The organism is Streptomyces sp. NP-1717 (genome assembly GCF_022695985.1).
Lineage (GTDB): Bacteria > Actinomycetota > Actinomycetes > Streptomycetales > Streptomycetaceae > Streptomyces.
Genome location: NZ_JAAPBF010000005.1, coordinates 45,697 through 69,508, shown reverse-complemented (window position 1 = coordinate 69,508; position 23,812 = coordinate 45,697). Strand labels below are relative to the sequence as shown.

The following is a 23,812-nucleotide window of genomic DNA, read 5'->3' as shown; positions in this document are numbered from 1 at the left end:
TCGCGGCCGCCGGAGGCTCCGGCGAGGTCGGCGACGGCGGGGAGACGTGCACGCTCATTTCACACCCTCCTGGGGGCGGTGTAGGGGACGGGGCCGCACAGGAAGGCCGCGCAGGTAGAGACGGATGCCGTGGTAGCGGATACCGGCGGAGACGACGGCGGTGGACAGCGGGTGACGCAGCACGGTCCGCAGCAGCGTCCAGGGGGTCGCCGCGCGCCGCACGCCGCGTACGGTCGCGGTGAACGGCCTTCCCCCGTCCCGTTCCAGATGGACCGTCAGCCCCAGCCGCTCCCCCGGTTCGGGAAGCCGCATCCGGTAGCCGCCGTCGACGGGGAAGAAGGGCGAGACGTACAGCTCCTTGTCCACCCGGAAGGTGCTGTCGTCCGCTCCCTCGGCCCGGTCGCCGGGCCGAAGGAGATAGCAGTGCCGCTCGCCGTAGGTGTTGTGCACCTCGGCCACGACACAGAGCGGTTCGCCGCCCGGCCCGTGACACCAGTACAGGGTCAGCGGGTTGAAGACGTGCCCGAGGACGCGGGCGTGCGCGAGCATCACCACCCGCCCGCCGGCCAGCTCCACGCCGCGCGACGCGAGATACGTCTCGAGTCCGGCGCGGATCGTCGGTGACGCACCGCCGAAGTGGTCGCGGGCATCGAAGCGGGCCAGCGGACTGAGCAACCGGGGGAGCCGGGGCGGGCGGTCGGGGTCGATCAGCCACATGTAGGTGCGCAACCGCAGGTCGTAGCGGCGCGGCGCGGTCCGCACATGGGTGACGGTGCACGGGTAGAGCGCGGGAACGGCGGCGCTCACCAGGTCACTCCCAGCGCGGCGGCGGCCTCGACACCCGAGCGGCAGCCGTCCTCGTGGAATCCCCACCCGTGGTACGCCCCGGCGTACGCCGTGACGGGCCCGCCCAGCCCGGGCAGCCGGCGCTGGGCGGCCACCGACTCCGGTGTGTAGACGGGGTGTTCGTACGTCATCCGGGCGAGCACGCGGTCCTCGCCGACGCGGTCGGCGCCGTTCAGCGACACCACGAAGTTCTCGGGGGCGTCGAGGCGTTGCAGCCGGTTCATGTCGTAACTGACCCGTACGCGGCCGGCGTCCGCCTCGCAGGACGGCATGGTCAGGTTCCAGGAGGCGCGGGCGCGCGGGCTGCGGGGCAGCACGCTCGTGTCGGTGTGCAGCACGGTGGCGTTGCGCGAGTAGCGGAAGGCGCCGAGCACCCGCCGTTCGTCGTCGGTGGGGTCGGCCAGCAGCCGCAGGGCCTGGTCGGGGTGGACGGCGACGACGACCGAGTCGTAACGCCGCGTGGAGCCGTCGGCCGTGGTGACCTCGACGCCGCGCGGGCCGCGCCGTACGGACCGGACCGGGGCCGCCGTGTGGACGGCGTCGAGCTGTTTGCCGATCCGTTCGACGTACTCGCGCGATCCGCCGCTGACCGTGCGCCAGACCGGTGAGCCGCTGACGGACAGCAGACCGTGGTGGTCCAGGAAGCGGAAGAGGTAGCGGGCCGGGTAGCGCAGGGCCGTTCCGGCGTCGCAGGACCAGACGGCCGAGACGAGCGGTGTCAGGAAGTGGGACACGAAGTACGGCGAGAACCCGCCGTCCACGACGAAACGCCCCAGCGTCATGGTCTCGTCGGGACGGGGCCCGGACGCGTCGTACGTGGGGTCCTCGTCGTCCGCGAGCAGCCGTCGTGCCCTGCGGTGGAAGGCGGGCACCTCGGTGAGCATCCGCAGATACCGCCCGCGCAGGACATGGCCGGGGCGCGGGAACAGGCCGGGCAGCCCCCGGGCACCCGCGTATTCGAGTCCGCAGCCGTCGCACCGCACGGACATGCTCATCTCCGACTCCTGGGTGGTGACGCCCAGTTCGCGGAAGAGCCGCAGCAGCAGCGGATAGGTGCGTTCGTTGTGGACGATGAACCCGGAGTCGACACTCTGTGTCCGGCCGTCCGACGACATCAGGTCGTGGGTGTGGGCGTGGCCGCCGAGACGCTCGTCCGCCTCGTACAGCGACACCTCGTGCGAGCGCCGCAGTACGTAGGCGGCGGTCAGTCCGGCGACTCCGCCACCCACGACCGCGGTACGCAGGCGCGGGCCTTCCCCACTCATACGATTCCCTCCGACGCGGTTTCGGGCACAGCCCCTCAGGGAGGATTCGAGCCACGGCGGCCGATGGATTGGTCGTGGAGCGATCTTTCTTCTGCCAGTCCTACTTTTAATTCCTTCGGGTGATGGACCAATCCGCCTTGCATCTCGCACCGAATGGCCGGTGTGAGCGAAGATCAGAAAGATCCGACGAGCGGGGCCGGCCATGGGGCGCGTGGCGTACGAGTGGTGCGCGGCGCCCTGGCCGCGCTCGGCGGACTGATCGCCGGGCTCGTGGCGCTCTGCGTCGCCGAGCTGGTTTCGGCGGCCGTACGGCCCGAGGCGGGTCCCGTCACCGCGGTGGGCGGCGCGGTCATCGACCGCACACCCGCGCCGGTGAAGGACTTCGCCGTCCGCAATTTCGGCAACGACGACAAGCTGGTCCTGCAACTGGGCATCCTGGCCCTCCTGGCGCTCTTCGCCATGGCGGTCGGAGTGGCCTCGCTGCGGTACCGGAGGGTCGGCTCGGCGGCGGTCCTGGTCTTCGGCGCGATCGGGGCGCTGGCGGCGGTGGAACGGCCGGACGGCCGTCTCTCCGACGCCCTGCCCTCGGTCGTGGGCGGTCTGACGGCCTGTGGAGTGCTGTATCTGCTGGCCGGACGGCTCGCCTTCCGTCCGTCCCCCCACGGGGATCGGGGGGCGGACGGAACGGCCGACGAGGCCGGGAAGGCCGCGGAAACGGCCGGCACGGGAACCGGCGACGCGGCGACGGCCGGCACGGACAGCGGCACCTTCGACCGGCGCGGATTCGTCATCGCCGCGACGGCCGCCGCCGCGGCGTCCGCCGGAGCCGGTCTCCTCGGGCGGCGGCTCAACGCATCGGGGGCGGCCGAGGCCGCCGCCTCACGCCGCACGATCGTGCTGCCCGCACCGTCCTCACCGGCCGAGGCGGTACCCGCCGGGGCGGATCTGGGGATCCGCGGCCTCACCTCTTTCACCACGCCCAACAAGGACTTCTACCGGGTGGACACCGCCCTGGTCGTGCCCCGGGTGGACGCCGGCAAGTGGCGTCTGCGCATCCACGGCAAGGGCGTCGCCCGACCGCTCACGGTCGGCTTCCAGGATCTCCTCCAACGGAAGCTGATCGAACGGGACATCACGCTGACCTGTGTCTCCAACGAGGTCGGCGGCCCGTACGTCGGCAACGCCCGCTGGATCGGCGTCCCCCTGGCCGACCTGCTGCGTGAGGCCGGTGTGCGGCCGCCGTCGAAGGGCGGTCCCGCCGACCAGCTGGTGTCCCGCTCCGTGGACGGCATGACCATCGGCACCCCGGTCGACGCGGTCATGGACGGCCGCGACGCGATACTCGCGGTCGGCATGAACGGCGAACCCCTGCCGTTCGACCACGGCTTCCCGGTCCGGATGGTCGTCCCCGGCCTCTACGGGTACGTGTCGGCGTGCAAGTGGCTGGAAGACCTCGAACTCACCACGTTCGCCGACTACGACGCGTACTGGGTCAAGCGCGACTGGTCCCGTGAGGCGCCCGTCAAGACCCAGTCGCGGATCGACACGCCGCGCCCCTTCGCCTCGCCGAAGGCGGGCCCGGTGACCGTCGCCGGAGTGGCGTGGGCGCAGCACCGCGGTATCGAGCGGGTCGAGGTGCGCGTGGACGGCGGCGAGTGGAACCCGGCCGAGCTCGCCGCCGAGGACAGCGTGGACACCTGGCGCCAGTGGATGTGGGAATGGCCCGCCACTCCCGGCAACCACACCCTCGAAGTCCGTGCGACGGACCGGGACGGCGACACCCAGACCGACAAGCGCGTGGGGACCGTACCCAACGGCGCGACCGGCCGGCACTCGGTGGTGGTCGCCGTCGACTGAGCGCTCCCCACCGAGTACCGCACCGACCACCGATTCCCGGCACCCCTGTGCCACCCCCTGCTCGAACAGCACGGAATTCCAAGGAGATTGACATGAAGATCACCCGTTTCCAGCGTGCCGCCGTCACCGTCGTCGCAGCCGTCGCCCTTCCGCTGGCGCTCACCTCCTGCTCCAGCGACGACAAGGACAGCAAGGCGGAGTCCTCGTCCGCGGCCGAGGACACGGCCGCCCCCGAGGAGACCGCCGACGACGCGGCGGGCGACGCCGCCGACGGGCCGTTCGGCCCGGCCTGTGCGTCGGTGCCGAAGACCGGTCCGGGCAGCTTCGAGGGCATGGGGCAGGCCCCGGTCGCGACCGCCGCGTCCAACAACCCGGAGCTCTCCACCCTGGTCACCGCGGTGAAGAAGGCCGGTCTGGTCGACACCCTCAACACCGCGGAGAACATCACGGTGTTCGCGCCCACCAACGACGCCTTCGCCAAGATCCCGAAGGCCGACCTGGACGCCGTCCTCGCGGACAAGGAGATGCTCACCAAGATCCTCACCTACCACGTCGTGGGCGAGAAGCTGGCCAAGAAGCAGCTGGAGAGCGGCACGTACGACACCCTCCAGAAGAGCACGCTGACCACGGCGGGCTCCGGCGACTCGTACAAGGTGAACGACTCGGCAAGTGTTGTCTGCGGTGACGTCCCGACGGCCAACGCCACGGTGCACATCATCGACACGGTGCTGATGCCGAAGTAGTCCCCTGTCCACGGGCGTTGTCCGGTCTCCCTATGCTGGCCGGATGACCCCCGTGGATCAGCCGCTCCCCTCGGACGGCACGGCTCGGCGCGACCGGGCGCTCGGAGCGGTCGTCGGCTCGGCCGCCGGCGACGCGCTCGGGGCACCCTTCGAGTTCGGCCCGGCCGGCGCGTTCTCCGCCCGTTTCCCCGACGGTGTGGGCGAGATGTGCGGAGGCGGCGGCTGGGAGCCGGGCGAGGCCACCGACGACACGCAGATGGCCGTGCTGATCGGTGAGTCCCTGCTGGAGAGCGGGGGCCTCGATCTGCCCGACATCTTCGACCGGTTCCGCCGCTGGGCGGCGGGCGGCCCCAAGGACATCGGGCTCCAGACCGAGGAGGTCCTGACGAGCGGCGATCCGTGGGATCTCGCGGCCCCGATCCACTTCCAGCGCTCCGGACGGGCCGCCGGCAACGGCTCGTTGATGCGCGCCGCCACCCCTGCCGTGCACTTCGCGGCGGAGGGGCGCGAGGCCACCATGTCGGCCGCCCGCCGGATCGCGGCGCTCACCCACGGCGACGCCGCAGCGTGGGAGGGCACGGCCGTCCTGCACGAGCTGATCCGGGTGGCACTGGACGGCGGCGACCCGGTGGCCGCCGTCCCCGCCGCACTCCGGGACGTGGACGAGGAGCACCGTCCGCGCTGGGCCACCGTGCTCGACCCCGGCTGGCATCCCGACGACGCGACGGAGTTCAACGGAGCGGTCTGGCCCTGTCTGGGTTCGGCTCTCTGGGCGCTGCGGACGACCGGCTCGTTCGAGGCGTCGCTGGCGGCGGCGATCGATCTGGGAGGCGACACGGACACGGTCGCGGCGGTCACCGGCGCGCTCGCGGGCGCCGTGTACGGCTTCTCCGCGATCCCCCGCCGCTGGACGGAGCCGCTCCATCTGGTCCTGCCCGGATACGGGGACCGGGTGCTGCGTACGCCGGAACTGGCCCGGCTCGCGGAGTCGTTGACGGCCTGACACCGGCGCGACCGGCGTGCCGCGGGGCCCGGACGTCTCTCGGCGTCCGGGCCCCGCGGTGACATCGGCGAATCGGCGAATCGGTGAGTCAGTGAGTCAGTGACCAGACGTCAGCAGGTGCGGCCGACGTACCACGCGTCACTGACCTTGCTCTTCGAGCCGAGCCAGGTGATACCGGGGCCCACACACTGCTCGTAGTTCCAGCCCGACACCTCCACCTCGATGACGATGCGTGAGCCGTCATTCGTGCAGTGGTTGTAGTACGAGTCGCTGGACGTCGAGTAGTACCCGCAAGGGGTCGCGGCCGACGGCGCGGCGGACGCCGCGGTGGACATGCCCAGGACCATGGCGACAGCGCCGACGAGGGCGGGGAGGGACTGACGAACTCGCATGCGGCTACTCCTTGTTGAGTGCGTGGAACCCGGACACCGGAATCGGTGCTCACGGAGAGCGTCGCATCAACTACCTTGAGTAATCGCGTGTTTCACCCGTACGTGGCCGACAGATCACTCAACCGGACGACCGCCGCCCGCCGGCACCGGGGACCGGTCGGCCGGTCCCCGCACGTCGGCCGTCACCCCACCGAGCTGTACGCCACCACCCCGCGCAGCACCCCGTCGACCGCCTTGCGCGCGTTCTTCGCGACCGTGCTGTTCTCGCGGGGCGCCGCCGCCGCGATCTGTCCGAGGACGTCGATCACCTGCTTGCACCAGCGGACGAAGTCTCCCGCCGGCATCTCGGCGTCCCGCAGTACCTCGTCCAGACCCTGGCCGGACGCCCACATGTGCACGGCCCAGGCGAAGCCGAGGTCGGGCTCACGCTGCCCGACCCCCTCCGCCTGATTGATCTTGAAGTCCTCCTCCAGCGCGTCGAGCCGGCCCCAGATACGGACCATCTCGCCGAGCGCGGTCTTCGCCGCGCCGCTGGGCAGCCGGGGCGCCACCGCGTCGTCCGACTGGCGCGCCTCAAAGACCAGCGCCGAGACGCACGCGGCCAGTTCCGCCGGGGAGAGTCCTTCCCACACGCCCTCGCGCAGGCATTCGCTGGCGAGCAGGTCCAACTCGCCGTAGAGCCGTGCGAGCCGCTTCCCGTTGCCCGTGACCTCGTCGCCGCGCAGATAGTCCATCTCCGTGAGGAGGGCGACGATCCGGTCGAAGGTGCGGGCGATGGTGTTCGTACGGCCCTCGATGCGCCGCTCCAGCTGACGGGTGTCCCGCTGCAGCCGGTGGTAGCGCTCGGCCCAGCGCGCGTGGTCCTCGCGCTCGTCGCAGCCGTGGCAGGGGTGCGCCCGCAGCGCGGTGCGCAGCCTGGCGATCTCACGGTCGTCGGCCGCCGGCGCGCGCCCCTTGCGGTGCCGCTCCGGGACGACATGACCGGCCTTCGTGCGCAGCGCGGACGCCAGGTCACGGCGTGACTGCGGCGAACGCTGGTTGAAGCTCTTGGGGATCCGCATCCGGTCCAGCGCCTCGACGGGCACGGGGAAGTCCATCGACGCGAGCCGCTTGACCTGCCGCTCGGCGGTCAGCACCAGCGGCCTGGGGCCGTCGTGGTACTCCACACCCCGGTGTCCGCCCGCCCGCCCGGCGGGCAGTCCGGGGTCGAGCACCAGGGCGAGACCGGCGAACTTGCCGGTCGGGACGTGGATGACGTCGCCGGGCTTGAGCTTCTCCAGGGAGGACGCGGCGGCGGCCCGCCGCTGCACCGCCCCCTGCTTGGCCAGCTCCGTCTCGCGGTCCTTGAGGTCGCGGCGCAGCCGCGCGTACTCCTCGAAGTTCCCCAGGTGGCAGGTCATGCCCGCCCGGTAGCCCTCCATCCCCTCTTCGTTCCGCTGGACCTGACGGGAGATCCCGACGACCGACTTGTCCGCCTGGAACTGTGCGAACGAGGTCTCCAGCAGTTCGCGCGAGCGGTGCCGGCCGAACTGCTGGACCAGGTTGACCGCCATGTTGTACGACGGCCGGAAGCTGGAGCGCAGCGGATACGTGCGGGTGCCGGCGAGGCCGGCGAGCGCGCCCGGGTCCATGCCGCGCTGCCACAGGACCACCGCGTGGCCCTCGACGTCGATGCCGCGTCGTCCGGCGCGGCCGGTCAGCTGCGTGTACTCGCCGGGGGTGATGTCCGCGTGCTGCTCGCCGTTCCACTTGACGAGCTTCTCCAGGACGACCGACCTGGCGGGCATGTTGATGCCGAGCGCCAGGGTCTCCGTGGCGAACACGGCCTTGACCAGGCCCCGTACGAACAGCTCCTCGACGACTTCCTTGAACGTGGGCAGCATGCCGGCGTGGTGGGCGGCGATGCCGCGCTCCAGACCCTCGAGCCACTCGTAGTACCCGAGGACGTGCAGGTCCTCGGTGGGGATCGACGCGGTGCGCCGCTCGACGATCTCGCGGACCCTGGCCCGCCTGCTGTCGTCGTTGAGCCGCAGTCCGGCGTACATGCACTGCTGTACGGCGGCCTCGCAGCCGGCCCGGCTGAAGATGAAGGTGATGGCGGGCAGCAGGTCCTCGGCGTCGAGCCGCTCGATGACCTCGGGCCTGCCCGGGGTCCAGATCCGGCCGCGCTGTCTGCGCTCGCGCTCCCGGTCGGCCTCGCGGACCATCTTGCCGCGGCGGCGGTCCCGCGGGTTGTACGTTTTCTGGTTCTCCATCCGGGCCAGGCGGACGAGGTCGGGGTTGACCTCCCGGCGCGCCCCGCCGCGGCCTCCGTGGTCGGTGCTCTCCTCGAAGAGGTCGTACATCCGGCGGCCCGCGAAGACGTGCTGCCACAGCGGCACGGGGCGGTCCTCGGAGACGATCACCGCGGTGCTGCCACGGACGGTGTCCAGCCAGTCACCGAACTCCTCGGCGTTGGAGACGGTCGCCGACAGGGACACCAGGGTCACGGACTCGGGGAGGTGGATGATCACCTCTTCCCAGACGGCGCCGCGGAACCGGTCGGAGAGGTAGTGCACCTCGTCCATCACCACATAGCCGAGTCCGCTCAGCGACTGCGATCCCGCGTAGAGCATGTTGCGCAGGACCTCGGTGGTCATGACGACCACCGGGGCGTCCGAGTTGACGCTGTTGTCGCCGGTGAGCAGGCCCACCTTGTCGGCGCCGTAGCGTTTCGCCAGGTCCGCGTACTTCTGGTTGGACAGTGCCTTGATGGGGGTGGTGTAGAAGCATTTACGGCCCTCGGCGAGGGCCAGGTGCACGGCGAACTCGCCGACGATCGTCTTGCCCGAGCCCGTGGGCGCCGCCACCAGGACGCCCTTGCCGGACTCCAGCGCCTGGCATGCCTCGATCTGGAACGGATCGAGGCCGAATTCGTACATCTCGCGGAACGGCGCGAGTGCGGTGGCCTGCTCGGCTGCCCGGATACGGGCCGCCGCGTAACGCTCGGCCGGTGTGAGGTCCTCTGTCATCTTGCTCACGAGCCTACCCGTCCCCTCTGACAGTCAGGCGATCTTTATGGGTGAGCTGGCGGGGCCCCTCAGGGCCCGGGGGTCAGTACCCGTACGGCCCCGGGGACGCACCGCGCCGTCAGCGGGAGCGGTCCGAGCGGCTCCCCGTCGGCGTAGCCGGTGAGACCGGGGGCGGCCAGGGTGATCTTCGAGGTGCGGTGGACGGTGACCTTGGGGTGGCTCAGATGCGTTCCCCGGTACGCGCGCGGAAAGACCTTCAGGAGGGTGGCGCGGCTGCAGTCCCCGACGACGGTCACGTCGAAGAGCCCGTCGTCCATGGCGGCGCCGGCGCAGATCCGCATGCCGCCTCCGTAGGAGGGGCCGTTGCCGACGGCGACCAGGGTCGCCTCGATCTCCCGCTCGGTGCCGTCGTCCAGGGTCATGCGGTACGGGGCGGGGCGGAAGGCGGCGAGTTCGGCGATCATCGCCAGGTCGTACTTGGCGCGGCCGCTGGGCCAACGCATGCGGTTGCCGCGGTCGTTGACGCGTGAGTCGAATCCGGAGGCGAGTACGGTCCCGAACCACCGCCCCGCGACCCGGCCGAGGTCCACGTCCCGGATCCCGTCGTGCTTGAGCGCGTCGGCGGCGATCCGCCCGGCCGCCGCGGGGTCCCGGACCGGCAGGCCGAGCGCCCGGCCGAAGTCGTTCCCGGTGCCGACGGCGACGACGCCGAGCGGGGTGTCCGTACCGGCCACCGCCTGGAGGGCGAGGGAGACCAGACCGTCCCCGCCGACGGCGATCAGCGCGCCGGTGCCCGCCGCGACGGCCTCGCGTGCGCGCCGCAGCGCGTCCCCGGCGTCGGCTCCGAGCACCGTACGGACGGAGTACCCGGCGTCGCGGAGCGCGCGGGCGGCGGGCTGCGCGGCACGGGCTCCCCGGCCGCGCCCGGCGGTGGGATTGACGAACAGGCTGATCTCACTGGTCACGGGCGGGTCCCACGGGTCACTGTCGGGCGCGGTCCGGTCCGTCCGGATCAGGTGATGTCGTCGTAGCCGTTCACACGGCTGGTGCGGCTGCTGTCCGCCTGCTCGGGAAGGGCGGGCACGGAGGCGACCGGTTCGACACTCCCGACGCTCTCCGGGGTGTGGTCCAGGTCCGACGCCTCGTCGTCGTCGAGGTCCGCGTCCGGGTTCTTGCGCCGCCTGCGCCGGTCGTTGACCAGCGAGAAGCCCACCGCGCCGAAGTAGAGGACGATGATGGGGCCCGCCAGCGCGAGCATGCCCACGGGGTCGGTCGTAGGGGTGATCACCGCGCCGAAGACGAAGACGCCCATGACGACGCCGCGCCACCATCCGACCATCCTGCGGCCGGTGACGATGCCGGTCATGTTGAGCATGACCAGGACCAGCGGCAGCTCGAAGGCGAGACCGAAGACCAGCACCATACGGGTGGTGAAGTCGAGGACCTCGTCGAGCGAGAGGATGTTGGACGAGCCTTCCGGCGTGAGGCTGATGAGCACCTTCACGCTGATCGGCAGGATGATGTAGGCCAGGTAGGCACCGGCCGTGAACAGCGGCACCGCGCTCGCGACGAACGCGTACGTGTACTTCTTCTCGTTCTTGTGCAGGCCCGGGGCGATGAACGCCCACAGCTGGTAGAGCCAGATCGGGCTGGCCGCGATGATGCCGGCGGTGAGGCTGACCCGGATCGTCGTGGTGAACGGCGAGGTGAGGGTGTTGAAGGAGACGACCGCGCAGTTGCCGCCGTCGCTCTCCTGGAGCCCGTTCTCACACTTGGGGACCGACTCGGAGAGGAACGACATGATCTGCTCGCTGTAGAACACGGCCACGATCGTCACCACGACGATCGCGAGCAGCCCTTTCGACAGCCGGTTGCGCAGCTCACGAAGGTGCTCCACGAGCGGCATGCGCCCCTCGGGATCCTTCTCTTCTGTGCGGGCAGACTTGGGCAACCCACGTCCTCATCTCGTGCGGAAGGCCGTCACCGTGCCCGGTGCGTGCATCGGCCCGGTGGTCGGATCAGCGCTTGGTCGAGTCGGTGGGCTCCGCGACGGGGCGCGAGCTGGTGACATCGCCGGGCGCGGCCTGGATGGTCCGGGGCGCGGGCTGGTCCGGGTCGGCGGAGGCGGTCGGCGGGTCGGTCGGAGCCGTGCCGCTCTTGTTCTCGTCGGACTTCATCGCCTTCGCCTCGCTCTTGAGGATGCGCGCCGACTTGCCGAGTGAACGGGCCATGTCGGGAAGCTTCTTGGCGCCGAAGAGCAGGATGATGACGACGAGAATAAGGATGATCTCGGTGGGGCCGAGCCTACCCATAGCGATTACCTTCTTCACCGAGGCGACAGGGGGTCTGCGACGACATCCGGACATCTGTCCGGGCACCGTGCTGGCAGCGATCGTAACCCGCAGGGGTAAACGCAGGGCAATGCCTGTGCGTACTCCCTACGGCGGCCCCCGCCTCCAGTCCGGGACCGCTTCGTCAGCCTACCGCCCGAACTGACGATGGAGGGAGGGTGCATTCATTTATCGGATGGCGTCTCCGGTCTTCGCGAGATGCGTGGCGGCCACTTCCAGTTCCTCCGCCGCCCGGTTGATCCGCCGTGTGGTGGAGGCGACCTGGTGACCGAGTCGCCGGGCCTCGACGAAGACCCGTATCGCGAGAACGCCGAGTACGGCGATCCCGCAGAACCCGAGGGCGACGGCGAGCATGGGCCAGAACATGCGAGGAGCCTTTTCCGAGGGGCCTGTCCGGGGGATCAGGCCGGGTCGATACCGCTAGGTCGTGGAATGCAGGCGCAGCGTCCGTACGCCGCCCCCGGTGAGCAGTTCCACGATGCGCTCGCCGGCGGGTTTGCGCACCGCCGTCTCGCACTCGGGGCAGGTGAACGAGTAGAAGGTCGTACGGCGGCTGGCGCCGATCGCGAGCCGCAGCGCGCCGGCCGAGAGCTCGAACCGGGCACGGCACTCGGGACAGGCGGCCTGGAAGAGGACCGGCACCATGGCCACCGAAGCAGAGAAACCAGTCATCACGGACAAATCCCCCAATTCCCCTCGTGTCATGGGCTCACGTCACCGCTCTCGTACGCCGCCAGCGCCTCGCCCGCCGCCCGGCGGGCGCTCTCCGCCAGTTCCGGCGGAGAGGTGATCCGGCCGTCCCGGCCCAGCCGCAGCGCGAGCCGCCGCAGCGAGGCCGGCGCCGGCGTACGCAGGGTGATCCGCAGCCCCCCGTCGGGAAGCTCCTCCGCGCTGTCGTGCGGGTAGTACTCGGCGACCCAGCGCCCGCCGGGCCCGACCTCGACCACCACCTCCGGATCGTCGGCGGACGGCTGCACCAGCCCCTCCGACAGATCACGCAGCTCCAGCTCCGGCGGCGCGGCCGGCGCGTCCAGCAGCCTGATCTCGGCCACCCTGTCGAGCCGGAACGTCCGCCGCGCCTCGGAGAGCCGGCACCACGCCTCCATGTACGTGTGGCCCACCGCGAACAGCCTGATCGGATCGACCTCGCGCTCGGTCAGCTCGTCCCGCGCCGGCGAGTAGTAACGCAGCCACAGCCTGCGCCGCTCCGAGATGGCCCGGTCGACATCCGCGAAGACACCGCCCTCCGACTCGAACGTCACCGAGAGCCGGGAGCTGGCCCCCGCCACCTCCCCGGCGGCGGCCTCCAGCTTCGCCGTCGCACGCAGCAGCGCCTGCCGGTCGCTCTCCCGCAGCCCCGGCAGGGTCGCGACCGCGCGGGCGGCCACCAGCAGCGCGGTGGCCTCGTCCGCGGCCAGCCGCAGCGGCTCGGCCACGTCGTCCGGGTTGTGCCACCAGATACGGTCCCCGTCGGTGTCGATGTCGAGGAGGTCCCCGCCACGGAAACTCGTCCCGCACATGGGCAGGACGTCGAGATCGGAGATCAGCTCGTCCTCGGTGATCCCGAAGGCACGGGCGACGTCCTGGACGTGCGCGCCGGGACGCTCCCGCAGATAGGTCACCAGCGAGAGCATCCGGCGGGTCTGGTCGATGGCGTTGGCTGCCATGGTGTGTACGCGTTCCCCTCAGGCCTTGGCCACGGCGCGCAGCCGGTCCACGACGTCGGCCCGCAGATCCGCGGGCTCCAGGACGACCACGTCGGGACCGAACTCCACCAGCCAGGCGTCCAGACCATGACCGTACGGGATCTCCAACTCGTCCCAGCCGTCGCCCAGTTCCCGCGACGACACCGCCCGGGCACGCAGTGGGTAACCGCAGTCCGAACGCAGCCGGATCAGCGCCGAACGCGTCGCCGTCTCCCCCGCCCAGGTCTCGACCGTCTCGCGCACCGTGACCACGTCGGGCACGGGAGCGGTGAAGCCACCGGCCCTGGAACGGACCTTTCCGGTGATCCGCGAGAGGCGGAAGACGCGCTCCGCCCGGCGCTCCCGGTCCCAGCCGGCCAGATACCAGTGCCCGCGCCAGCACTCCAGCGTCCACGGCTCCACCTGGCGCTGCTCCGGCTTGGCGGCGTTGGCCTTGCGGTAGTCGAAGAGAACCGGCCTGCGGTCACGGCAGGCGAGCATCAGCGGCTCGAACGCCGCCTCGTGGACGGGGATGCGCGGCTCCAGGGCGCTGTGGTGCGCCTCGTACGAATCCTCCGCCTCGGGCATCCCCGCGGCCCGCAGCTTCTGCAGCGCGCCACTGGCGGCGCCCGCGAGACGCGCCTGCTGCCAGACCTTCGCGGCGAGTCCGAGAGCCGCGGCCTCCTCGGCGTCCAGCGTGATGGCCGGCAGCCGGTTGCTGTCCCGGCGGGCCAGATAACCGGTCTCGCCGTCCAGGTTCTCCACCGTCTCGATGACCAGACCGAGTTCGCGCAGATCGTCCTTGTCCCGCTCGAACATCCGGTTGAAGCTGTCGTCGGAGCCGGCTTCCAGATACGCCTCGATGGACTCGCGCAACTCGCGCTTGCTGAGCGGGCGCCGGGTACCGAGCAGGCACAGCGCGAGATTCATCAACCGCTCGGCCTTGGCAATGGCCATCGACGCCCTACACCTCATCTGATAGTGCCGCATCCGCGCGTCGACCGTACCGTCCGGGGGTCCCGCGGTAAAAGCCGAGGGCCCACGCCGGACAGCATGGGCCCTCGGTGTGTCCGTAAGTGACCGGACCCAGGTCAGACAGCGACCAGATCGCAGACGAAGATCAGCGTCTCGCCCGGGGCGATCGCCCCGCCGCCCGCGCCACGCTCGCCGTAGGCGAGGTGCGAGGGAATCGTCAGCTGACGGCGGCCGCCGACCTTCATGCCCTGGACACCCTGGTCCCAGCCGGAGATGACCTGCCCCTGACCGAGCTGGAACTGCAACGGCGTACCGCGGTTCCAGGAGGCGTCGAACTCCTCACCGGTGGAGAAGGCCACACCCACGTAGTGCACGGAGACGGTGTCGCCCGGCTTGGCGACGGCACCCTCGCCCTCCCAGATGTCCTTGATCTCCAGGTCGGCCGGCGGCTCGCCACCCGGGAAGTCGATCTCGGGCTTCTCGATGCTCACTGAACTGCTCCTCTAAATGATGAACGGGGCAACCGGGACAGTCTTACACCTTCGCGAGGATGTCCACGGCGAACACCAGAGTGGAGTTCTTGGGGATGCCCTGCTGCTCCTTGTCACCGAACGCGTCGGCCGGCGGGATCACGACCAGCACACGGCTGCCGACCTTCTTGCCGACGACGCCGTCCTTCAGCCCCTTGAGGGTGAGCTGCGGCAGCGGGAACGTCACGGTCTTGCCGTTCTTGTACGTGCTGTCGAACGTCTTGGCGTCCTTCCACAGCAGCGCCTCGTAGTTCAGCACGACCGAGTCGGTCTCCTTGACGACCTCGCCCTTGCTCTCCAGCACGTAGTTGGAGACGAGCTTCTTCGGCGGATCCGTCTTCGGGACCGTGACCTTGGGCGCCTTGCCGTCCGCGTTGACCCCGACCTTCGGCAGATCGATGTTGTCCTGCGCGACCTCGCTGCCCTTGGCCGTGGTCGGGACCTGCGTCGCCTTCAGGATGTCGACGACGAAGACCAGCGTGGCGTTGGGCTTGATGTCGCCCTGGCCCTGAGCCCCGTAACCCAGCTCCGGCGGGATGCCGAGCGCGACACGGCTGCCGACCTTCTGGCCCTCCAGGCCCTTGTCCCAGCCCTGGATGACCATGCCGGCGCCCAGCGTCAGATCGAAGGGCGCCTTACGGTCGAAGCTGTTGTCGAACGGCTTCGCCGAGTCCCACGACTGCCCCAGGTAGTTGACCTGGATCGCGTCACCCTTCTTCAGTTTCGCGCCGTCACCCTCACTGATGACATCGGTCTGAAGCTCCTTCGGCGGCGTCCCCTCCCCCTTCCCCAGGGTCGGCTTCTCACCGAACTTGGCGCCCGCTGTGATCTCGGGAAGCCCGTTCTTGGACGAGGTTGAGTCGGAGCCTCCGTCGTCACCGCATGCCGCCGTGGACAGCAGCAGTAGGGGGATGACGACGAGGCCGGCAAGTCGGCGCACGAATTCCTCAGATCTCAGACGGAAGGTTAAGTTCCTCGACACTCTAGGGCGTGCCAAGGGCCCCGCACGAGGAACGTACGGGGCCCGAGTCGTGTTCCGGACTTCAGTGTCGACCGCCGGAGGTCACATACCGGCGATCAGTTTCTCCACCCGGTCGTCCACCGAGCGGAACGGGTCCTTGCACAGCACGGTGCGCTGCGCCTGGTCATTGAGCTTGAGATGGACCCAGTCGACGGTGAAGTCCCGCCGCTGCTCCTGGGCCCGCCGGATGAAGTCCCCGCGCAGCCGCGCCCGGGTGGTCTGCGGAGGCACCGACTTGCCCTCGAAGATCTTCATGTCGTTGCAGATCCGGGCCGCCTGGCCGCGCTTCTCCAGCAGGTAGTAGAGCCCCCGGCGGCGGTGGATGTCGTGGTAGGCGAGGTCTATCTGCGCGACCCGCGGGTGGGACATGGTCATGTTGTGCTTGGCCCGGTAGCGCTCGATGAGCTTGTACTTCATGACCCAGTCGATCTCGGTGTCGATCCGGTCCAGGTCCTCGGCCTCGATCGCGTCGAGCGTACGGCCCCAGAGCTCCAGCACCTGCTCCACGGTGCCGGTACGGATGCCCCGGCGGTCGACGAAGTCCACCGCCTTCTCGTAGTACTCCCGCTGGACCTCGATCGCGGACGCCTCACGCCCGCTGGCCAGGCGCACCTTGCGCTGGCCGGTGATGTCGTGGCTGACCTCGCGGATCGCCCGGATCGGGTTCTCCAGGGTGAGGTCACGCATGACCGTGCCCGCCTCGATCATGCGCAGCACGAGATCCGTGGCACCGACCTTGAGGAGCATGGTCGTCTCGGACATGTTCGAGTCGCCGACGATGACGTGCAGCCGGCGGTAGCGCTCCGCGTCGGCGTGCGGTTCGTCACGGGTGTTGATGATCGGACGGGAACGGGTGGTGGCGGAGCTGACGCCCTCCCAGATGTGCTCGGCGCGCTGACTGACGCAGTAGACCGCGCCACGCGGGGTCTGCAGCACCTTGCCCGCGCCGCAGAGAAGCTGCCGGGTGACGAGGAACGGGATGAGGATGTCCGCGAGCCGGGAGAATTCCCCGTGGCGGGCGACGAGGTAATTCTCGTGGCAGCCGTAGGAGTTTCCAGCCGAATCGGTGTTGTTCTTGAACAGATAGACGTCGCCCGCGATTCCCTCCTCGTGCAGGCGGCGTTCGGCGTCGACGAGCAGGCCTTCCAGAATGCGCTCGCCCGCCTTGTCGTGGGTGACCAGTTCGGTCACGTTGTCGCATTCGGGTGTCGCGTATTCCGGATGCGATCCCACGTCGAGGTACAGGCGGGCGCCGTTCCGCAGGAAGACGTTGCTGCTGCGGCCCCATGACACAACACGGCGGAAGAGGTAGCGCGCCACTTCGTCAGGTGACAGCCGGCGCTGTCCCCTGAAGGTGCACGTGACGCCGTACTCGTTCTCCAGCCCGAAAATGCGGCGGTCCATGTCTGAACATTACGCCTGATGGCCTGAGCTGAAACCGTGTTGGGCCGCACCGTTGCGATCATTTTCGTATCCGGCTTCCGCGGTCGCGTCGCTCCCGGCGCCGGTGAGGGGAGCCGCGAGGACGCTCCGGGTCACCAGCAGAACCAGCAGCGCCGCCACACCGCCCGCCCCCGCGACGGCGAAGCCCGCCGGCGTCCCGGCGTACTCGACCGCCGGACCGGCCACTCCCGTACCGAACGCGGCGCCGACCCCGAAGGTGGTCACGAGCCAGGAGAACGCCTCCGTGACCGTGCCGCGCGGGGCGTGCCGGTCGACGACGATGAACGCGCAGGCCAGCGCGGGCGCCAGGAAGACACCGGAGAGCGCGGCGAGCGCCGTCATGGCCACCACGCCCGGGGTGAGCATCAGGGGCAGATAACCGGCCGCGAGCAGCGCGGTGATCCACAGCAGCCTGCGCTCGGGGGTGCCGGTCCACTGCCTGGCCCCGTAGACGAGACCGCCGAGCAGCGCGCCGAGGCCGAGGGCGGCCATCAGCCAGCCGTACACGGACTCGCGGCCCTGGTCGTCCGCGTACGCCACCCCCGCGACGGTGATGGAGCCGAGCGCCAGACCGATGAAGAGGAAAGCGGCGAGGAGCGCGAGGAGCCCGGGCGAGCGCAGCGCGCCGAGCCAGTGCGCCTCGCGAGGGGCGGACCGCCAGGCGCGCGAGGGCTTGGAGAGCACGACGGTGAGCGCGCCGAGGACACCGATGGCGTTGATGACCAGGAGGGCGGCGGCGGGCGACCAGAGGGAGACGAGGAGGGTGACGAGCAGCGGGCCCGCCGTGAACATCACCTCCTGCGCCACGGCGTCCATGGCGTACGCCCGGTGCACCCGGTCCTCCCGGCCGAGGACACTGGGCCACAGGGCCCGCAGGCCGCCTTCGAGGGGCGGGGTGAAGAAGCCGGCGACGACCACCGCCGCGTAGGCCGGGACCAGCGGCTCGATCCCCGTCACGGCGAGGAGGACCATGCCGAGGGCGGAGACGAGCGCGGCGGGGAGCTGCACACGCGGCTGGCCGACCATGTCGACGGCGCGGCCGAGCAGCGGCTGGCCGATCGCCGTGGCCAGCCCGTAGGCGGCGGCCAGAGCGCCCGCGAGGGTGTAGCTGCCGCCCGCCTCGCGGGTGAACAGGACGATCGCGATGTGACCGGTGGCGCTGGGCAGGCGCCCGACGAGCGTGCCGGTGAGCAGCCGCGCGGCGTGCGGCGCCCTGAGAATGTCCACATAGCCTGCGGCCATGACTCCCCTTCTCTCCCCCGGTTCACCCGGCGCAGCCAAGTTTTACGTATAACTTCCGGTGTCATACGTACCATGTCCGCAGCCCGCGGGTCCACAGACTTGACGGGTCGCGCGGTCCGGGCGCCCCCGTCCGCGGCAGTCACACGGAGGACGACACGCATGGCAGAGCCGCCCGGCACGGACCGGCCCGGTCCCGGCACGGCCGCGCGCCCCGCGCGACCGACCAGCAGGGACGTCGCCCGGGCCGCCGGGGTCTCCCAGGCCACCGTCTCCCTCGTCCTCGGCGACAAATGGCCCGGCCGGGTCTCCGAACGCACGGCCGGACTCGTCCGGGACACCGCGCGCGAACTCGGCTACCGGCCCAACCTCGCCGCCCGCAGCCTGCGGCTCGGCCGGACCAGGACCGCGCTGCTGGTGGTGCCCGCGCTCACCCACGAGTTCTTCGCCCGCGTCTACACCGGCGCCGCGACGGTCGCCGCCGAGCACAGCTTCGGCGTGGTCCTCTACCCCTCACCCGAGGGCGTCGGGCCCGCCAAGGACCCCTTCGCCTCCGCACGCGCCGCGCTGGACGGCGTCATCGCCTCGTCCATCGCGACCGACGCGCTCGCCGCCATCCGCGGCACCGACCTGCCGCTGGTGATGCTCGACAGCGACCCCGCCGGATCCGGCGCCGCCGCACACGTGAACCTCGACATCGCCGACGCCATGCGGCAGGTGACGGGCCATCTGCTCGGGCTCGGCCACCGCCGGATCACCCACCTCGCCTCGGCCGTCACCTCCTGGACGTTCACCGTCAGGGCCGACGCGCTGGCCGGGGCCGTACAGGGCGTGCCCGACGCGGTCGTACGCACCGTGCCCTCGCCCCTGGAGGTGCACGCCGCGCGGGAGGCCGCCGAACGGGCGCTCAGCGGTCCAGGCCCCCGGCCCACGGCCCTGATCTGCGACAGCGACGTCCTCGCGGCGGGCGCCGTCAAGGCCGTGCGCAAGCTCGGCCTGCGGGTCCCGGACGACGTCTCCGTCACCGGCATGGACGACCTCGCGCTCGCCACGGCGGTGGAGCCGGAACTGACCACCGTACGGCTGCCGGCCGAGCGCGTCGGAGAACACGGGATGTCCGCCCTGCTGGCCATCCTCGACGGACGCGAACCCGAGAACACCGTCCTGCCCGTGTCCCTGGTGATCCGCGGCTCGACCGCGCCCCCGCCCGCCGCCTGAGCCGCACCGCACCTCGCCGCGCCACAAGCGCCGAACGGACCGGTGCCCCGAACCGCACGGGCGGATCGGGGCACCGGAAGAACCGCGATGCTCTCTACTCGGCGTCGCCGGACGACTCCTCCGACTCCTCGTCCGAAGGAGCGTCGGTCGGCGTGGACGCCGCACCGTCCGCCTCAAGGAGGCGGGCCAGCTGACGGCCCACGACCCGCTTGAACTTGCGCTCCTGAGGCCGGGTCCGGTCCAGGACCGCGACCTCCAGCCGCTCCGCGGGAATCTCCCGCTCACTGCCGTTGGTGTCCCGGGACAGAGCCTGAACCGCCAGCTTCAGCGCCTCGGCCAGCGACATCCCGTCGCGGTGCTGCTGGTCGAGGAACGTACTGATCTGCTCCGAGTTGCCACCGACGGCCACCGAACCGTGCTCGTCCACGATCGACCCGTCGTGCGGCAGCCGGTAGATCTGGTCACCGTCGGCCGTCGGACCCACCTCGGCGACAACCAGCTCCACCTCGTACGGCTTCTCGCCCGCGCTGGAGAAGATCGTGCCCAGCGTCTGCGCGTAGACGTTCGCCAGCCCACGCGCCGTCACATCGTCACGGTCGTAGGTGTATCCACGCAGATCCGCGTACCGGACACCGCCGATGCGCAGATTCTCGTACTCGTTGTACTTACCGGCGGCGGCGAACCCGATCCGGTCGTAGATCTCGCTGAACTTGTGCAGCGCGCGGGACGGGTTCTCACCGACGAAGACGATGCCGTCGGCGTACTGCAGCACAACCAGGCTGCGACCGCGGGCGATGCCCTTGCGGGCGTACTCCGCCCGGTCGGCCATGGCCTGCTGGGGTGAGACATAGAACGGCGTCGACACCGGCTATCCGTCCCTTCCTGTCAGTGACATGTCTATTCGGCGGAGGCCGGGATCAGAGCAGTTCGGCGCGCGGGCCGTCGGGCTGCTCCAGCCGGCGCTCGATGATCGAGCGGGCGATCCGCGAGGACTCCTCGTCGGTCACCCTGCGGAAACCCTCGTCACTCATGATGTTGACGATGGGATAGATCTTGCGGGCGACATCCGGACCGCCGGTGGCCGAGTCGTCGTCGGCCGCGTCGTAGAGCGCCTGGATGACGAGGGTGACGGCCTGCTCCTCCGTCAGATCGTCCCGGAACAGCTTCTTCATCGCGCCACGCGCGAAAATCGAGCCCGATCCGGTGGACGCGTACCCGTGCTCCTCGGAACGGCCGCCCGTCACGTCGTACGAGAAGATACGGCCCTTCTCACGATCGACGTCCCAGCCGGCGAAGAGCGGGACGACGGCCAGGCCCTGCATGGCCATCGCGAGATTGCTGCGGATCATCGTGGAGAGCCGGTTGGCCTTGCCCTCGAAGGAGAGCTGCGCGCCTTCGACCTTCTCGAAGTGCTCCAGCTCCAGCTGGAAGAGCTTGACCATCTCCACGGCGAGACCCGCCGTACCCGCGATGCCCACGGCCGAGTACTCGTCGGCCGGGAAGACCTTCTCGATGTCGCGCTGCGCGATCATGTTGCCCATGGTGGCCCGGCGGTCACCGGCGAGGATGACCCCGCCCGCAAACGTCACGGCGACGATCGTCGTCCCGTGCGGAGCCTCGATCGCACCCTGGACGGGCGGCAGCACCCGGTTGCCCGGCAGGATCTCCGGCGAGTGGACGGACAGGAAGTCCATGAACGAGGCCGAGCCGGGCGTCAGGAAGGCAGCCGGCAGACGCCCGGTGCTACGAGTGTTGGCTTCCACGCGTTTCCCTCCAGGTATGCGGTTGCACGGCGCAGGGTGTCGGGATCGTCCCCCAACTTGCCAATGGCCGAATTGCAGTTGAAGCACAGTACGCCCCGGACCCTACCCGTCTCGTGGCAGTGATCCACATGCGCGGCGGGAGCAGATAGGCAGATGACGCAGACGCCCATCTGCGCCGAGATCATCTCGTCGCGCTGGGCCATGGTGATGCCGTACTTCCGCTTGAAGTAGGACTGCTGGAGCCGAGTAGCCCGGCACTTCCTGCAGTAGCTCGCGTAACCGTCTGACGTCGCCGCGTTCTGTTCCCACTCCGAGTGTGCTTTGACTTCTTCGCACTGCGGACAGCGCTTATGGCCCCGCGGTACGGGCACTTTCACCCGCACCGCGCGTCCCTTCGCCTCTTGTCGCTGACGGTAGTAGTCGGCGGCGCAGCTCCTGCAATAAGCCTGGAGCCCGTCGCTGGTCGAGCGATTGCTCGCAAACGCCTCTCGCTCCAGCACCCGCTGACATCGAGAGCATCTCTTGGCATCGCCCAATTCGGACATTTACTAACTACTCGCCGCCTTTTTGGACAAATGACCGAACGAAATCCTCGGCATTCTCCTCAAGGACGTCGTCGATCTCGTCCAGCACGGAGTCCACGTCGTCCGACAGCTTCTCCTGGCGTTCCTTGAGGTCCTCGGACTGCTGTGCGTCCTCGGCCGTCTCCTCGACCTCCTCGGTGGAACGCGTCGCCTTCTGCTGTCCGCCGTCGGTGTCCTTGGTCGCCATAACCCTCACCCCGCTCGGTTGCCCCGCTCGATGTGACCTTCAAGATCCGACCCTACAAGCAGGGTCCGACATCGGCCCCGCAGTTCTTGCAACGTCCGGGGGCCACTCCCATGATTCCCGGACCTGGACCATTTCAGCCGCCCGAGAGCACCCGGACCAGGTCCTCGGCCGTGCGGCACCTGTCCAGGAGCTCTTTCACGTGGTTGCGGGTGCCCCGGAGCGGTTCCATGGTCGGTACCCGCTGGAGGGAGTCCCGGCCCGGCAGGTCGAAGATGACCGAGTCCCAGGAGGCCGCTGCCACGTCGTCCGCGTACTGCTCCAGACAGCGGCCACGGAAGTACGCGCGTGTGTCCTCAGGAGGCTTCGTCTCGGCCCGTTCGACGTCCGGCTCGTCCAGGAGCCTGCTCATCTTGCCGCGGGCCACCAGACGGTTGTACAGGCCCTTCTCGGGCCGTACGTCCGAGTACTGGAGATCCACCAGATGGAGCCGTGCCGCGTCCCACTCCAGGGAGTCGCGGCGGCGGTAGCCCTCCAGGATCTCCTTCTTGGTCACCCAGTCCAGCTCTCCCGACAGGCTCATCGGGTCGTTCTCCAGGCGGTTGAGCGTGTCCTCCCAGCGGCCCAGTACGTCCCTGGTCTGCTCGTCCGCGTCGGCGCCGTAACGCTCCTCCACGTATTTGCGAGCCAGTTCGAAATACTCCATCTGGAGCTGGACCGCGGTGAGTGTCCGGCCGCTGCGGAGAGTGATCAGACGGGCCAGGGACGGGTCGTGCGAGACCTGGTGGAGCGTACGGACGGGCTGGTCCACGGCCAGGTCGACATTGATGAACCCGTCCTCGATCATGGACAGGATCAGGGACGTCGTCCCGAGCTTGAGATAGGTGGAGATCTCCGAGAGATTCGCGTCTCCGATGATCACATGGAGCCTGCGGTACTTCTCGGCGTCCGAGTGCGGCTCGTCCCTGGTGTTGATGATGGGCCGTTTGAGTGTCGTCTCCAGCCCGACCTCGACCTCGAAGTAGTCCGCTCGCTGGCTGATCTGGAATCCGTGCTCGTGGCCGTCCTGGCCGATGCCGACCCGGCCGGCGCCGGTGACGACCTGCCGCGAGACGAAGAACGGCGTCAGGTGGCGCACGATGTCCGAGAACGGGGTCTCCCGCTTCATCAGGTAGTTCTCGTGCGTGCCGTACGAGGCGCCCTTGTTGTCGGTGTTGTTCTTGTAGAGAAGGATCGGCTGGGCGCCGGGGAGCTGTCCGGCACGCTCGGCGGCCTCCGCCATGATCCGTTCGCCGGCCTTGTCCCACAGCACGGCGTCGCGCGGGTTGGTGATCTCCGGGGAGCTGTACTCCGGGTGCGCGTGGTCGACGTAGAGCCGTGCGCCGTTGGTGAGGATCACATTGGCCAGCCCGATGTCCTCGTCGGTGAGCTGGCTGGACTCGGCGGCCTCACGGGCGAGGTCGAAGCCCCGTGCGTCCCGCAGCGGGTTCTCCTCCTCGAAGTCCCAGCGGGCGCGGCGCGCCCTGTGCATCGCCGCCGCGTAGGCGTTGACGATCTGGGAAGAGGTGAGCATGGCATTGGCGTTCGGTTGGCCGGGGACGGAGATGCCGTACTCCGTCTCGATGCCCATTACTCGCCGTACGGTCATGCGGCCCTCCTTGCCCGGCGGTGCTCCCCCTCGGGAACGCCGCTCAAGTACCGC

At 69.9% G+C, this 23,812-nt stretch carries 24 protein-coding genes; 4 read left to right on the top strand and 20 right to left on the bottom strand.

Going from position 1 to position 23,812, the window contains the following annotated elements:
- Positions 1 to 54: 54 nt before the first annotated feature.
- Both GXP76_RS02085 and GXP76_RS02080 read right to left on the bottom strand, forming a co-directional pair.
- Entirely contained in the window at positions 55 to 807 is a 753-nt protein-coding gene (locus GXP76_RS02085) for a DUF1365 domain-containing protein (RefSeq protein WP_242569645.1), read from the bottom strand.
- Complete coding sequence (locus GXP76_RS02080; RefSeq protein WP_242569644.1) at positions 804 to 2,111, bottom strand: NAD(P)/FAD-dependent oxidoreductase; 1,308 nt, start codon at positions 2,109 to 2,111, stop codon at positions 804 to 806. Before GXP76_RS02080 ends, GXP76_RS02085 begins: the two co-directional genes overlap by 4 nt.
- A 225-nt stretch (positions 2,112 to 2,336) precedes the next feature.
- On the opposite strand from GXP76_RS02080, the gene GXP76_RS02075 reads away from it, so the two are divergent.
- From GXP76_RS02075 to GXP76_RS02065, 3 genes are all read left to right on the top strand, one after another.
- On the top strand, positions 2,337 to 3,968 hold the full coding sequence (locus GXP76_RS02075; protein WP_242569666.1) for a molybdopterin-dependent oxidoreductase: 1,632 nt from the start codon (positions 2,337 to 2,339) through the stop codon (positions 3,966 to 3,968).
- Between the two features lie 92 nt (positions 3,969 to 4,060).
- A complete protein-coding gene (locus tag GXP76_RS02070; protein WP_242569643.1) occupies positions 4,061 to 4,711 on the top strand; it encodes a fasciclin domain-containing protein in 651 nt (216 codons plus the stop codon).
- A 43-nt stretch (positions 4,712 to 4,754) separates the two neighbouring features.
- Positions 4,755 to 5,714, top strand: a complete 960-nt coding sequence (locus GXP76_RS02065) for an ADP-ribosylglycohydrolase family protein (protein ID WP_242569642.1) — start codon at positions 4,755 to 4,757, stop codon at positions 5,712 to 5,714.
- Between the two features lie 110 nt (positions 5,715 to 5,824).
- On the opposite strand, the gene GXP76_RS02060 is transcribed toward GXP76_RS02065, so the two are convergent.
- The 13 genes from GXP76_RS02060 to GXP76_RS02000 all read right to left on the bottom strand — a co-directional run bounded on the left by GXP76_RS02060 (position 5,825) and on the right by GXP76_RS02000 (position 18,364).
- Positions 5,825 to 6,106, bottom strand: a complete 282-nt coding sequence (locus GXP76_RS02060; protein WP_242569641.1) for a DUF6355 family natural product biosynthesis protein — start codon at positions 6,104 to 6,106, stop codon at positions 5,825 to 5,827.
- Positions 6,107 to 6,288: 182 nt separating this feature from the next.
- The gene (locus GXP76_RS02055) at positions 6,289 to 9,117 is read right to left on the bottom strand and encodes an RNA helicase (RefSeq protein WP_242569665.1); all 2,829 of its coding nucleotides are present in this window, start codon (positions 9,115 to 9,117) and stop codon (positions 6,289 to 6,291) included.
- Positions 9,118 to 9,185: 68 nt separating this feature from the next.
- Positions 9,186 to 10,082, bottom strand: coding sequence for a diacylglycerol kinase (locus tag GXP76_RS02050; RefSeq protein ID WP_242569640.1), 897 nt, complete (start codon positions 10,080 to 10,082; stop codon positions 9,186 to 9,188).
- Positions 10,083 to 10,129: 47 nt separating this feature from the next.
- Positions 10,130 to 11,023 (bottom strand): twin-arginine translocase subunit TatC, encoded by an 894-nt coding sequence (tatC, locus tag GXP76_RS02045; protein WP_242569639.1) that lies wholly within the window; start codon positions 11,021 to 11,023, stop codon positions 10,130 to 10,132.
- A gap of 112 nt (positions 11,024 to 11,135) precedes the next feature.
- Complete coding sequence (gene tatA / locus GXP76_RS02040) at positions 11,136 to 11,429, bottom strand: Sec-independent protein translocase subunit TatA (RefSeq protein WP_078078173.1); 294 nt, start codon at positions 11,427 to 11,429, stop codon at positions 11,136 to 11,138.
- 207 nt (positions 11,430 to 11,636) lie between these two features.
- Positions 11,637 to 11,834: a hypothetical protein gene (locus GXP76_RS02035; RefSeq protein ID WP_242569638.1), complete on the bottom strand. Its 198-nt coding sequence runs from the start codon at positions 11,832 to 11,834 to the stop codon at positions 11,637 to 11,639.
- 54 nt (positions 11,835 to 11,888) lie between these two features.
- The gene (locus GXP76_RS02030; RefSeq protein WP_242569637.1) at positions 11,889 to 12,140 is read right to left on the bottom strand and encodes a hypothetical protein; all 252 of its coding nucleotides are present in this window, start codon (positions 12,138 to 12,140) and stop codon (positions 11,889 to 11,891) included.
- Between the two features lie 29 nt (positions 12,141 to 12,169).
- Positions 12,170 to 13,135, bottom strand: coding sequence for a YafY family protein (locus GXP76_RS02025; protein ID WP_242569636.1), 966 nt, complete (start codon positions 13,133 to 13,135; stop codon positions 12,170 to 12,172).
- An 18-nt stretch (positions 13,136 to 13,153) separates the two neighbouring features.
- Positions 13,154 to 14,110, bottom strand: coding sequence for a YafY family protein (locus tag GXP76_RS02020; protein ID WP_242569635.1), 957 nt, complete (start codon positions 14,108 to 14,110; stop codon positions 13,154 to 13,156).
- Between the two features lie 134 nt (positions 14,111 to 14,244).
- Positions 14,245 to 14,619, bottom strand: a complete 375-nt coding sequence (locus tag GXP76_RS02015; protein ID WP_242569634.1) for an FKBP-type peptidyl-prolyl cis-trans isomerase — start codon at positions 14,617 to 14,619, stop codon at positions 14,245 to 14,247.
- A 43-nt stretch (positions 14,620 to 14,662) separates the two neighbouring features.
- A complete protein-coding gene (locus tag GXP76_RS02010; protein ID WP_242569633.1) occupies positions 14,663 to 15,598 on the bottom strand; it encodes an FKBP-type peptidyl-prolyl cis-trans isomerase in 936 nt (311 codons plus the stop codon).
- Positions 15,599 to 15,721: 123 nt separating this feature from the next.
- Complete coding sequence (gene pafA / locus GXP76_RS02005) at positions 15,722 to 17,083, bottom strand: Pup--protein ligase (RefSeq protein WP_023542813.1); 1,362 nt, start codon at positions 17,081 to 17,083, stop codon at positions 15,722 to 15,724.
- A gap of 9 nt (positions 17,084 to 17,092) precedes the next feature.
- Entirely contained in the window at positions 17,093 to 18,364 is a 1,272-nt protein-coding gene (locus tag GXP76_RS02000) for an MFS transporter (protein ID WP_242569632.1), read from the bottom strand.
- Between the two features lie 159 nt (positions 18,365 to 18,523).
- Between GXP76_RS02000 and GXP76_RS01995 the strand changes: the two genes are divergently transcribed.
- Complete coding sequence (locus GXP76_RS01995) at positions 18,524 to 19,579, top strand: LacI family DNA-binding transcriptional regulator (protein ID WP_242569631.1); 1,056 nt, start codon at positions 18,524 to 18,526, stop codon at positions 19,577 to 19,579.
- Positions 19,580 to 19,673: 94 nt separating this feature from the next.
- On the opposite strand, the gene prcA is transcribed toward GXP76_RS01995, so the two are convergent.
- The 5 genes from prcA to dop form a co-directional block, all read right to left on the bottom strand.
- Positions 19,674 to 20,444: a proteasome subunit alpha gene (gene prcA, locus GXP76_RS01990; RefSeq protein WP_078078163.1), complete on the bottom strand. Its 771-nt coding sequence runs from the start codon at positions 20,442 to 20,444 to the stop codon at positions 19,674 to 19,676.
- A 52-nt stretch (positions 20,445 to 20,496) separates the two neighbouring features.
- The gene (gene prcB / locus GXP76_RS01985; protein WP_242569630.1) at positions 20,497 to 21,342 is read right to left on the bottom strand and encodes a proteasome subunit beta; all 846 of its coding nucleotides are present in this window, start codon (positions 21,340 to 21,342) and stop codon (positions 20,497 to 20,499) included.
- Positions 21,294 to 21,887, bottom strand: a complete 594-nt coding sequence (locus GXP76_RS01980; RefSeq protein WP_242569629.1) for an endonuclease VII domain-containing protein — start codon at positions 21,885 to 21,887, stop codon at positions 21,294 to 21,296. The genes prcB and GXP76_RS01980 overlap by 49 nt, the downstream gene beginning before the upstream one ends.
- A 7-nt stretch (positions 21,888 to 21,894) precedes the next feature.
- Positions 21,895 to 22,113 (bottom strand): ubiquitin-like protein Pup, encoded by a 219-nt coding sequence (locus GXP76_RS01975; RefSeq protein ID WP_242569628.1) that lies wholly within the window; start codon positions 22,111 to 22,113, stop codon positions 21,895 to 21,897.
- Positions 22,114 to 22,246: 133 nt separating this feature from the next.
- Entirely contained in the window at positions 22,247 to 23,758 is a 1,512-nt protein-coding gene (gene dop / locus GXP76_RS01970) for a depupylase/deamidase Dop (RefSeq protein WP_242569627.1), read from the bottom strand.
- Positions 23,759 to 23,812 lie beyond the last annotated feature (54 nt).